Source organism: Streptomyces sp. NBC_00316 (assembly GCF_036158715.1).
GTDB lineage: Bacteria > Actinomycetota > Actinomycetes > Streptomycetales > Streptomycetaceae > Streptomyces.
Genome location: NZ_CP108023.1, coordinates 364,426 through 376,187 on the forward strand (window position 1 = coordinate 364,426; position 11,762 = coordinate 376,187).

The window sequence follows — 11,762 nt, forward strand, 5'->3', positions numbered from 1 at the left end:
GCCGACCGGCTCTCGACGATCCTCCGTCGCCGTAGGGCGCGCCCGTGGATACGCCCCCTGAGGGGCTCTGCTCGATGCGGGCTGCGCCGCGTCAAGGCTGCGCGTCATCCTCGCGCCGAGGGGCGAGGGGCACGCGCAGGGTGATGACGGTGCCCTTCCCGGGAGCGCTGCGGACCGTGAGCTGCGCGTCGATGAGGTCTGCGCGCTCGTGCATGGCGGAGAGCCCCACTCCCCGCCCGGTGGAGGCCGGGGGTGCGGCAGCGCGCAGGGCGGGCCAGCGTCTGGGGCCCTCGGGTTGGGGCATTCCGTGCCCGTCGTCGGCAACGGTCAGCGTCACCGCATGATGGTCGGACGCCATGCCGACGGTGATCCGAGTGGGCTGGGCGTGTTTCACCGCGTTGGTCAGTGCCTCCTGCACGATCCGGTACACGTGGGCCTGTGCTTCCGGAGTCAGCCGGTCGCTGATGTCGGTGCCCTGCGGATCGATCCGGAGATCGACGCGGATCCCGAAAGTCTCCGAGGTACGCCGGCACAGCGCCTCCAGGCCCGCAAGCAGTCCCAGTTCGTCCAGGACCAAAGGACGCAGATCCGTGATCAGGTGGCGCAGCGAGGTGATCTGGTTGCCCACCAGGGTGCGCGCCTGCTCGATGGCGCTGTGCATGGCCTCCGGGCGGCCGTCGGCGGCGGCGGAGGAGAGCACCACCTGGACGGCGCCGAGTTCCTGAAGGGTGTCGTCGTGCAGTTCACGGGCCCAGCGGCGGCGTTCGCGCTCCCCGCCGTCGTGGCGGGCTCGCACACGTGCGCGCTGCAGGCTCCGGTCGCGGCGGGTTGCGCTGCGCACGGTGGATGCCGTGTACGCAACCAGGAGCAGCGGGAACACGTGCAGGGCGTTCATCAGCGGTTGCTCGGTGATGCGGACGAGGCTGGCCACGGCGAGCATGAGCGCGATGGCCCCGGCCACCACCATCCAGATCCGGCGTCCCGCGGTGTACAGGGGTACTGCCGCGAGATACAGGGTGGCCGCGGCAAGCGAGAGGGTCAGCTCGGTGGGCAGCGGCTGATCGGTGATCTCCAGGGCCACCGCAGTCACGAGCAGACAGGTTCCCACCGCCTGCAGGGCACGGCCCCACCGGACCCGGCGCGATCCACTCATGCCACCAGGCCGCGCTCACGGGCCGCGGCGATGAGTTCCGCCCGGGTGTCCTTGCCCAGCTTGTCCCGGATCCGGGAGCGATGGGTCTCCACCGTCCGGACCGAGACGTAGAGACGCTGCGCGATCTCCTGGTTGGTGTGGCCCAGCGCCAGCAGTGAAAGGACCTCTGCCTCGCGCGCGGTCAGCGGCTCCTTGCCGGCACGTGCCGGCCACTCGACGGCAAGCCTGGCTCCCAGCACCGGCTGGACGTACGTCGCACCGCCGGCGACCTGGTGCGCGGCGGCCAGCAGCTCCTCCGCGGCGGCCTCCTTGAGCAGGTAGCCGGAAGCGCCGGTGCGTAGCGCCTCTCGGGCGAACGCCGGATCCTCCTGCATCGTGAGGACCAGGATCCGCGTGCTGGGTGAAGCGGTGAGCATCGCGGGAATCACGGGCAGACTCGACTGTCCGGCCATGGTCAGGTCCAGGACCAGCACCCGTGGACGGTGCCGGCGCACGGCCTCGAGGGTTTCGGGCACGGTGGCGCTCTCGGCGACGATCCGGAAGGCCGGGTCCTGGGCCAGCAGGAGCCGCATTCCGGCCCGGACCACCAGATGGTCGTCGGCCAGTACGACGGTGATCGCCGGAGGCGTTTGCCGGACCGGGGTGGAGCTTCGGGCGTCCATAGCTGCAACGGTAGATCCGCTGTGGCCGTCAGGCAGCCGCTGCCGGCGCGCGTGCGGGAAACCCGCAGGATGGTTCGCGGCAACGGCGCAGCAGCGGGACGACAAACCCGCGGTGCGGGTGCGGGGTCCGGGGACGCACGGTGCGGGTCTGCACCGATGTGCCGGCCGCCGTACGGGCGGATGCTCAAAGGGTCCACATCGTGCACACCCCTTCTCCCCCGAGGCGGCCCGTGATGACCCGCTCCACCCTCCCGCTCTCCCGGCCCGGCGCCGGCAGGCCGAAGCGCCCGGCCGTCGAGGACGGTCCCGGCGCCGGCCGTGAGCGGCTTCTGTGGCGCATCCGCTCCGGGCGTGGCCACCTGCCGACGGGCGTCACCCTCGCCCAGGCGGCGGTCCCGGTCGCGCTGATCACCGCGATCACTCTGGCCGCCACCTTCGCCCCCGTCGCCGTCCACCTGTCCCCTCTTCTGGTCGCCGCCCCCACCGCCACGGCGGCGTTCGCCTCTGCCCGTTTCACCGCGGGCACCGCACTGGCCGCCAGCGCGGCGATGGTCGTCGTCGACCGCCACGACGGCCTGGTGCATTCGCCACTCCTGCCGATCCACATCGTCGCGCTGCTGATGGTGTCGGGTTTCGTCGTCGCCGCCGGTGCTCTGCACGACCGCGACCTGAGGGAACTGACCCAGGTACGCGCGGTGGCCGAGGCAGCCCAGAGGGTCCTGCTGCGCCCCCTGCCCCGGCAGCTGGGTTCGCTGCTCGTCGCCTGTACGTACCGGGCGGCCGCAGCGCACGCCCTGGTCGGCGGCGACCTGTACGCCGCCGCTCGGACGGGCCGTGCGACCCGCTTCCTCATCGGCGATGTCCGGGGCAAGGGCCTGCCCGCCGTCGAGGACGCCTCCGCTCTTCTGGGCGCCTTCCGTGAGGCCGCTTACCAGTACGCCACTCTTCCCGAGCTGGCTGCCGCGCTGGAGCGCAGCGTCCGCAGACACCTGGCGCAGCTCACCGAGAGCGATCCCGAGAGCAGCGAGCACTTCATCACCGCGCTCCTGGTCGAGATTCCCGACGAGGCGCCTCTCGTCCAGGTCATCAGCTGCGGGCACCCCCCACTCCTGCGGGGCCGCCGCGGCCAGGTGACCACGCTGCGCATGCCCCATCCCGCACCCCCCCTCGGGCTGGCCGGCACCACTCCCGACGCCTACCACGTCGACACCTTCGATTTCGGACCGGCAGACACCCTGCTGCTCTACACGGACGGTGTCATCGAAGCCCGGAACGCCACCGGCGGCTTCTTCCCGATCCTCGAGCGGGCCTCCACCTGGACGTGGGAATGCCCGCACAGCCTGCTGCGGCACATCAACCGCGATGTGGACATCCACGCCGGCGGACGCCTGGAGGACGATCTCGCCCTTGTGGCCATCCACCGCACCCCCGCGCCGGGAACCGGCCAGGGTCCCCACCTCCCCCAGCAAGCCCACCCGACGGAGGCCCGCCCGTGACGCCGCCCACACACACCACGCCGGATGCAGCCGGCATCCCGGTACAGCCGGCACGACGCATCACCCACGGAAAGGGGATGACAACGATGACCGCCAGGCAACTGAACGGATGGCTGTCCGCACTGCTCATCGTCTACATCGGCGCGTCGTGCGCCGTCCAGCTGGAGGAATCCGCCGGCGGTCTCGTCCGCTGGTCGGCATTCTCGGTGCTGGCCCCGGTCACGGCCGCTGCTCTCCTGCCTCTGCGGCGCTCCCTGGTCATCGGAATCTTCACGCTTGCTGCGAGCGTCGCCACCTACGGCTTCGCCATCCGTGGAGTATCGGCCGGCGGCCGGTTGGTCGTCATCGCCGCAGTCGCGTTGTCCATCGTCTTCGGCCTCGTCGTCTGCCGGGTGCGGGCGCATCTACTGCACACGCCGGCCACGACGCCCCGCAGTCGGCCCAGCCGGTCCCACCCGACCGGCCGGCAGGGCGACAGCGCCCCCGACGCACCGTGTGCCGTTCCGGCCCCACCGACCGACATCCTGCCCGCACCACTGCCGCAACCCGCGGTGGTGGAGCTGGCCGCCCACTCCCGGACCGGCGGCAGCCCCCTCGGCATGCGCGCCCACTGGCTCGACGTCATCCCGCTGTCCGGCGCACGGGTCGGCCTCGTCGCCGGCACCGTCGCCGGACCGTGCGCCGACGCCGCCGCCTCCGAACTCCGCGCCGCAGTACGCACGCTGGCCGACATCGACCTGCAGCCGGAGGAACTGCTCACCCATCTCGACGATGTGCTTGCCCGGCTCCGGCCCGAGATGCGCACCGGTCTGGACGACCACGACACCCGGACCACCGGCACCGACAGCGTCAGCGCCGCATGCCTGTACGCCATCTACGATCCGGTCACCTGCCGCTGCACGCTCGCCGGCGCCGGAGGCCCTCCGCCTGCCGTTGTCACACCCGACGGCGCGGTCACCGCTGTCGACCTGCCCGAAGGCCCACCGCTCGGGCAGACGGACCTGCCCTTCGAAGCCACCGAAGTGGACCTCCCCGAAGGCAGCCTGCTCCTGTTGTTCACCCACAGCAGCACCGCGCCCCACACCGGCAACGGCGACCATCAGTCGGGCAGCCAGAAACTGCTCAACGCACTCGCCCGGCCCCAGCCCAGCCTGGACGCCACCTGCCGATCCGCCCTCGACGCCCTGCTCCCGGCCCCTGACGCCGCCGTCCTCGCCGTCCGCACCCACGCCCTGGACACCCGTACCGTCGCCACCTGGGACCTGCCGGCCGTCCCGGCCGCCGTCTCCGACGCCCGTACCCACGTCGCGGAGAAACTGACCGCCTGGGGCCTGGCCGACGCCACCCCGACCACCGAACTCATCGTGAGCGAACTGGTCACCAACGCCATCCGCCACGCCCAGCCCCCCATCCGGCTGCGCCTGATCCACCACGCTGCCAGCCTGGTCTGCGAGGTCGCCGACAGCAGCAGCACCTCGCCGCACCTGCGCCGTGCCCGTACCTTCGACGAGAACGGGCGAGGACTGTTCATCGTCGCTCAGCTCACCGAACGCTGGGGAACCCGCCACGACCACCACGGCAAGACCATCTGGGCCGAACACACGCCCGCGCCCGACGAACCCACCACCACGGCCTGAGGTCGTCCCGCTGTCCGGGTGGGGGAGCGAGACGGACGTACGGAGGATCGTCGGGCCCAGGGTTTCCGGGTACGGCTGTGCCTTTCGCCGTCCGACGGCTCGGAACGGCTCGGCCGCCCATGGATGGTGCCATCGGCGTGGGAGGACGCCGGCCGCGGCCCGGTGGCACCGGTCCGCGGCCGGAACAGGCGAGCGGGGTCAGCGGGCGGTCATGGCCGGGTCGCTGGTGCTCGAGCGGCCGCTCTCCACGTGGGCGGCGAGGCGGCGCACGAAGGTGCCGTCGTGGTCGGCGGTCACGGTCAGGTCGTACCAGCCGTGGTTGCGCCCGGTCTCGGCCATGTGCACCACGTGGGCGCCGGGGCGCAGCCGGTAGGTGGCCGGCTTGTGCTTGCCGTACGCGTCGTCGACCGTGAGCGTGACGGTGCTGTGGCCGTCGTTGGTCAGGACCAGGCGCACGCCGTCGCCGTTGCCCTCGTGGCGGGCACTGACTTCGGGGCCCGCGGCGGTGACGCGGCCGGCGAACTGGCGAAGGAAACCGTTGGGGCCGTGCACGGTGAAGTCGTAGGCGCCGTGGGAGGCGGCGGAGACGTTCCAGACACCGGAGAGCGAGTGCCCCGAGCCGACGGTGTACGTCCACGGACCGGTGAGGTCCGTCGCGGAGGTGACCAGGAATCCGGCGCCGGCCTCGCCGCGGGAGGCGAAGTCGATCCGCAGCGACCCCGCGGCACCGACCTTTCCGTCGGCCGCGAGGTCGTACGGGATGGGCCGGGCAGGGCGCAGACCGTGCTCCTGGCGGGGCAGCGCGCCCTTGGCCGGCGGCGTCGGCACGTAATCGGGGTGCCGGTCGCCGTCCGGCGGCAGGTAGCCGGTGGTGTCGGGCAGGTGCGGCGCGCGTCCGTCCTTGTGCCGGAAGTCGAACGCCGTGGTCAGGTCGCCGCAGACGGCGCGGCGCCAGGGGGAGATGTTCGGCTCCGCCACGCCGAAGCGGCGCTCCATGAACTGGATGATCGAGGTGTGGTCGAAGGTCTGGGAACAGACATAGCCGCCCGTGCTCCACGGCGACACCACGAACATCGGGACGCGCTGGCCCAGGCCGTACGTCCCTGCCGGGCGGCCGCTGTCGCCCGCGTACAGGTCGCCGCTGACGTCGACGGTGGACTTGCCCTGCGCGGCCGAGCCCGCCGGGAAGGGCGGCACGACGTGGTCGAAGAAGCCGTCGTTCTCGTCGTAGGTGATGAACAGCGCCGTCTTGCTCCACACCTCGGGGTTGGACGTGAGCGCGTCCAGAACCTGCGAGATGTACCAGGCGCCGTAGTTGGCAGGCCAGTTCGGGTGCTCGGTGAAGGCCTCGGGTGCGGCGATCCACGAGACCTCGGGCAGCTTGCCCGCCTTCACATCGGCACGGAGGATGTCGAAGAAGCCCTCGCCCTTGCGCGCATCGGTGCCGGTGCGGGCCTTGTCGTACAGCGGGTCGCCGGGCTCGGCGTTGCGGTACTGGTCGAAGTACAGCAGCGAGTTGTCACCGTAGTTGCCTCGGTAGGCGTCCCCTATCCAGCCCCAGCCGCCGTCCGCGTCCAGGCCGTCGCCGATGTCCTGGTAGATCTTCCAGGAGACGCCGGCGTTCTCGAGGCGCTCGGGGTACGTGGTCCAGGAGTAGCCGGCCTCGTCGTTGCCGAGGACCGGGCCGCCGCCCTTGCCGTCGTTGCCGGTGTAACCCGTCCACATGTAGTAGCGGTTCGGGTCGGTGGAGCCCATGAACGAGCAGTGGTAGGCGTCGCAGACCGTGAAGGAGTCGGCGAGCGCGTAGTGGAACGGGATGTCCTCGCGGGTCAGGTGCGCCATCGTCGTGGCGGACTTGGCCGGGATCCACTTGTCGTACTTGCCCTTGTTGAAGGCGGCCTGGGTGTCGTTCCAGCCGTGCGGCAGGTCCTCCAGGAAGGCCAGGCCGAGGTCCTCGGTGTCCGGGTGGAAGGGAAGGATCTCCTTGGTGCCGTCCGACTGGTACCAGACCGGCTTGCCGCTCGGCAGCGTCACCGGGTGCGGGTCCCCGAAGCCCCGGACACCGCGCAGTGTGCCGAGGTAGTGGTCGAAGGAACGGTTCTCCTGCATCAGGACGACGATGTGCTCGATGTCCTTGATGGAGCCCGTCCTGCGGTGCGCGGGGATCTCCGCGGCGCGAGCGATGCTGGTGGACAGGGCGGACAGGGCGGCGGTGCCGCCGGCAAGCTGCATGAACCGTCTGCGGTCAATGGCATTCATGAAGGGCGTGTCTCCCAGAAAATCCGCGGGCCATAGGGTGTGCAGTGCCCAACCTTGCTCAACTTGTTCAAACAAGTGGCGGCGGAGAAGCGAACCGTTCGGGAAACCTGCGCCAACCCGGCCCCGTGATCGGCGGCAAGGGACCGAGTCCCTGAACCACTGGACGGCACGCCGGTGTTGGCACCGGCAAGGTAAAGCTCCGCGAACTTCTGCAGCAGTGGGGAGTACGCCTCACACTCCGGGGACTCGGCTCGGCCTTCCGGGCTCCCCGCCGCTGACCGTTGCACCGGCGGCGGTACCGGAGACAATCGCCGGCTCCTGCACTGTCGGCGCAGGCGTGGGCCGTGCGCACGGGCCATCAGCCGGCGCGCGGCTGCAGCACCTGGTCGATGGGCCCGAGGGCGCCCGGACCGCGGGCGAGGCACTCGACTTCTCCCGGCGCACCGCGCGGGGACGGGTGACGCGCCGGATCAATGAGCACCGCAAGAAACCTCGTGGCACGCCCGCAGCGCGAGGCCGGGAAGCCGTGACTGACGCAGATCGCCCACCGGGCGAATCCGGGAGCACGCGTGCCGGGCGTCGCAGGGCGGCCGGGACGTTACGGCCACGCCGGGGCGCGGAGCTCGGGATCCGGTGCGGCTGCGGTCCGACGGCCTCCGCCCGCCTTCACCGGCCCGCCGGCCTCGCGCCCGGGCCCGTCTGACGCGCCAGCGCGTTGTTGCCGATCGAGTTGTGGACGCTGAAGCTCACGGCGTCGGAGCGGTAGCGGTCGTCGGACCACTCGACCGGGCGGCCCTCGCGGGTGGTCGTGACCCGGCGCACGCGCAGCAGCGGACTCGTCCGGCGCACACCCAGCAGTTCGGCGTCCTGCGCACCCGCCGCGACCGCGTCGATCAGATGCTCTCCGTACGCGAAGACCAACCCGCTGTCCGCGAACAGCCGTTGTGTCACTGACGGACAGTCCGCCTCGATGCGCTCCACGGCCGGGGCGATCCAGTCCGCGTACACCGTCCTTTCCAGCAGCACCGGTTCACCGTCCAGGCCGCGCAGCCGCAGAACGTGGAGCGCGGGCACGCCGACCGGCATCTGGAGGCGTACCGAGTCCTGGTCGGTCGTGGGGCGGTACTCCGAGGACACCACCCGGCCCGTCGCCGTGCGGCCCATCGCGCGCGCCCACTGGGCGAAGCTGCGCAGCTCGGCGAAGGTCTGGTTGCGGCGGCTGGCGAGCACCACGCGCCGCGCGCCCTGCCGGGACCCGATCAGGCCCTCCGCCGTCAGGGCGGCGACGGCCTGGCGGACGGTGCCGCGCGAGACGCCGTAGCGGGCGGCGAGTTCCGTCTCCGGGAGCAGCCGGCTGCCCACCGCGTACTCCTCGCGATCGATCGCCCGGCGCAACTCCTCGGCGATCTCCTCGTGTCGGGCTGCCATGGTTCCCTCTCGTGCTGTTCGCAGTGTGCAGATGGACCAGCCTAGACGAGAAGGAAAGGCGACCGCGCTCCTGGCAGGCATCCGGCGAGTGTCCAGAAGAACGGGGGTCGGAGTTGCCCTCTCGTTCACCGAGGCGCCATGGAGGACGTGCCTACTGGGGCCAACTTGTTCAAACAAGTTATCTGTCGAGCCTCTGCGGAAACTGCCGTCAGGGGCGCCACTCCAGGAGAGATCGTGACCGTGTCCCTGTCCAGGATCGCCGTCCTCACCGGCGGCCTCACCATCGCCGCACTCAGCCTCAGTGCCTGTGGCGCAGCCACCAGCCGGCCCGCCGCCACCTCCGACGGAAAGACGGCCGCCGCCGCAACCTCCGCGGCGGACTTCGGCGGCATGGACGGCCTCGTCGCCGCGGCGAAGAAGGAGGGCACGCTGCACGCGATGGCTCTGCCCCGCGACTGGGCCAACTATGGCGCACTGATCGACGGCTTCACCAAGAAGTACGGCATCAAGATCGACGTCGAGATTCCCGACGGCAGCAGCCAGGACGAGATCAACGCGGTCACCTCGCGCAAGGGCCAGGACCGTGCCCCGGACGTGCTGGACCTGGGCAGCTCGTTCGCGCTGAGCGGGGCCCAGCAGGGACTGTTCGCGTCGTACGAGGTCGCCTCGTACGACGACATCCCGGCCGCGCAGAAGGACCCGCAGGCACGCTGGTACAACGACTACGGCGGCTACGTCTCCATCGGCTGCGACGCAAAGCGCGTCAAGCACTGCCCCACCACCTTCAAGGACCTCCTCAAGCCCGAGTACAAGGGCCAGGTCGCGCTCAACGGCAACCCGACCAAGTCCGGCTCCGCGTTCGGCGGCGTCTACGCGGCGGCCCTGGCGAACGGCGGCTCCCTCGACGACGTCCAGCCGGGACTGGACTTCTTCGCCGAGCTGAAGAAGAACGGCAACTACACGCCGGTCGAGTCGACCCCGGCCACCGTCGAGAAGGGCGAGACGCCCATCAGCATCGACTGGGACTACCTCAACGCCGGCTACGCCGACGAGTTCAAGGGCAAGGGACTCGACTGGAAGGTCTCCGTCCCGTCCGACGGCCAGTACGCGCAGTACTACTCGCAGGCCGTCGCCAAGGACGCACCGCACCCCGCCGCCGCCCGCCTCTGGCAGGAGTACCTGTACAGCGTCGAGGGCCAGAACCTCTGGCTCAAGGGCTACGCCCGCCCGGCGCTGATGCCCGCCATGGAGAAGGCCGGGACGATCGACAAGGACGCCGCCGCCAAGCTGCCCGAGGTATCCGGCACCGTCGCGTTCCCGACCGAGGCCCAGCAGAACAAGGCCAAGGGCATCATCGCCCAGGGCTGGGGCAAGGCCGTCTCGGGATGACCTCCGGCATGACAGTCGCTTCTGCGCCGGCCGGAGTCGACGCCGCGCCCGGCGCACGCTCCGGTCGCCGGCGCCGGCGCGCCGGGTGGCTCGCCGTCGTTCCGTTGCTCGTCTTCGTGGCGGTCGCCTTCGGAATCCCGGCCCTGGCCATGCTGAACGGCGCCTTCACCGTCAAGGACCCGGCCACCGGCGCCGCGTCCTACACCACCGCCAATCTGACCGCGTCGCTGCACGGCGCCTATCTGACGGCGCTCCTGGGCAGCGTCAAGCTGTCCGCCGTCTCGGCCGCCGCCGGTACGCTCCTCGGGCTGCTGCTCGCGCAGGCCGTCGTGGTCTCCCGCTTCCGCGCACTGCGCGAAGCCGTACTCACCGCCTCCGGGGTGCTCGCGAACTTCGGCGGTGTCCCCCTCGCCTTCGCCTTCGTCGCGACGCTCGGCAACTCCGGCGTCCTCACGAGCCGCCTGGGCCTCGCCGACACGGGCTGGACCCTGTACAGCTTCTGGGGCCTGACCCTCACGTACCTCTACTTCCTGATCCCGCTGATGGTCCTCACCATCACGCCGGCCCTCGACGGGCTGCGCTCCCAGTGGCGAGAAGCCGCACAGAACAACGGCGCCACGCACGCCCAGTACTGGCGGCACGTCGCCCTGCCGGTGCTCGCACCGTCGCTCCTCGGCGGACTGGTGCTGCTGTTCGGCAGCGCGTTCGCCGCCTATGCCACCGCCGCCGCGATGGTCGGCAGCTCCGTCCCGCTGGTCACCCTGCAGATCGCCGACGCCCTCTCCGGCAACGTCCTGGTCGGCCAGGAGAACGTGGCGCTGGCGCTCAGTCTCGACATGGTCCTCGTCGCGGGCCTGGTGATGGCCGTGTACCTGCCCCTGCAACGACGGAGCGCGCGATGGCTCGCCTGAACTCCACCTTCCGCCCCGGGCGGGCCGCGGTCCTCGCCGTCGCCGGGATCTACTTCCTGGTGCCGCTGGCAGCCTCCGTCATCTTCACGGTCGACGTGCCGGGTCAGGGCCTGAACGTCGACGCGTACACGCAGATCCTCGGCACCGACGGCTTCCTGCCCAGCCTGGCGCTCTCCCTCGAACTGGCCGCCGCCACGATCGCCGTCGTGCTGTTGCTGATGGTGCCCGCCATGGTCGCGCTGCGGCTCGGCGCACCCCGGCTGCGGCCCGTGGTCGAGGTCATCTGCTCGCTGCCGCTGATCGTCCCGCCGATCGCGTTCGTCGCCGGGATCGGAACGGTCCTCAAGTGGGGCCCCGAGTACCTCGCGACGACGCCGCTCTTCCAAACGTTCGTCGCGCTCCAGAACCCGGACTTCCCGATCGTGCTCGTCCTCGCCTACGTCGTGATGGCTCTGCCGTTCGTCCACCGTGCCCTCGACGCGGGGCTTCGCGCCGTCGACGTGCGCACGCTCGTCGAGGCCGCACGCAGCTGCGGCGCGGGCTGGCCGCAGGCCCTCGTCCGCGCGGTGCTGCCGAATCTCCGCGGCGCGCTGCTGAATGCGGCGTTCCTCACCCTGGCACTCGTGCTGGGCGAGTTCACGGTCGCCCAGCTGCTCGGGTTCCAGCCGTTCGCCGTGTGGATCTACAGCATCGGCGGCTCCCAGGCCCAGATGTCCGTCGCCGTGTCCGTGCTCAGCCTGTTCCTGACCTGGGCACTCCTCATGGCGGTCGCCACCCTCGGCGGCCGCCGCGCCCCGTCCCGTACCGCCTCCCAGGAATGACCCCCA

The 11,762-nt window shown here is 71.1% G+C and carries 9 protein-coding genes; 5 read left to right on the forward strand and 4 right to left on the reverse strand.

Annotated features, from left to right (window positions below; all coding sequences use genetic code 11):
- Window positions 1–91: 91 nt before the first annotated feature.
- Both OG878_RS01735 and OG878_RS01740 read right to left on the reverse strand, forming a co-directional pair.
- Complete coding sequence (locus OG878_RS01735) at window positions 92–1,153, reverse strand: sensor histidine kinase (protein ID WP_328885067.1); 1,062 nt, start codon at window positions 1,151–1,153, stop codon at window positions 92–94.
- Entirely contained in the window at window positions 1,150–1,815 is a 666-nt protein-coding gene (locus OG878_RS01740; protein ID WP_328885068.1) for a response regulator transcription factor, read from the reverse strand. Before OG878_RS01740 ends, OG878_RS01735 begins: the two co-directional genes overlap by 4 nt.
- A 233-nt stretch (window positions 1,816–2,048) precedes the next feature.
- On the opposite strand from OG878_RS01740, the gene OG878_RS01745 reads away from it, so the two are divergent.
- Window positions 2,049–3,311 (forward strand): PP2C family protein-serine/threonine phosphatase, encoded by a 1,263-nt coding sequence (locus OG878_RS01745; protein ID WP_328885069.1) that lies wholly within the window; start codon window positions 2,049–2,051, stop codon window positions 3,309–3,311.
- A 77-nt stretch (window positions 3,312–3,388) separates the two neighbouring features.
- Entirely contained in the window at window positions 3,389–4,948 is a 1,560-nt protein-coding gene (locus tag OG878_RS01750) for an ATP-binding SpoIIE family protein phosphatase (RefSeq protein WP_328885070.1), read from the forward strand.
- 198 nt (window positions 4,949–5,146) lie between these two features.
- On the opposite strand, the gene OG878_RS01755 is transcribed toward OG878_RS01750, so the two are convergent.
- On the reverse strand, window positions 5,147–7,207 hold the full coding sequence (locus OG878_RS01755) for a phosphocholine-specific phospholipase C (RefSeq protein ID WP_328885071.1): 2,061 nt from the start codon (window positions 7,205–7,207) through the stop codon (window positions 5,147–5,149).
- A 666-nt stretch (window positions 7,208–7,873) separates the two neighbouring features.
- Window positions 7,874–8,635, reverse strand: coding sequence for a GntR family transcriptional regulator (locus OG878_RS01760; RefSeq protein ID WP_328885072.1), 762 nt, complete (start codon window positions 8,633–8,635; stop codon window positions 7,874–7,876).
- A 234-nt stretch (window positions 8,636–8,869) separates the two neighbouring features.
- Here OG878_RS01760 and OG878_RS01765 point away from each other — a divergent pair, with 234 nt between their 5' ends.
- Genes OG878_RS01765 through OG878_RS01775 form a run of 3 tightly spaced genes read left to right on the forward strand, consistent with a single transcriptional unit; the run spans window position 8,870 to window position 11,756 of the window.
- A complete protein-coding gene (locus tag OG878_RS01765) occupies window positions 8,870–10,024 on the forward strand; it encodes an ABC transporter substrate-binding protein (protein WP_328885073.1) in 1,155 nt (384 codons plus the stop codon).
- A gap of 8 nt (window positions 10,025–10,032) precedes the next feature.
- Entirely contained in the window at window positions 10,033–10,935 is a 903-nt protein-coding gene (locus tag OG878_RS01770; protein ID WP_328885074.1) for an ABC transporter permease, read from the forward strand.
- Window positions 10,923–11,756 carry an ABC transporter permease gene (locus OG878_RS01775; protein ID WP_328885075.1) on the forward strand — a complete coding sequence of 278 codons (834 nt, stop codon included), beginning with the start codon at window positions 10,923–10,925 and terminating at the stop codon, window positions 11,754–11,756. Before OG878_RS01770 ends, OG878_RS01775 begins: the two co-directional genes overlap by 13 nt.
- The last annotated feature ends 6 nt before the right edge of the window (window positions 11,757–11,762 follow it).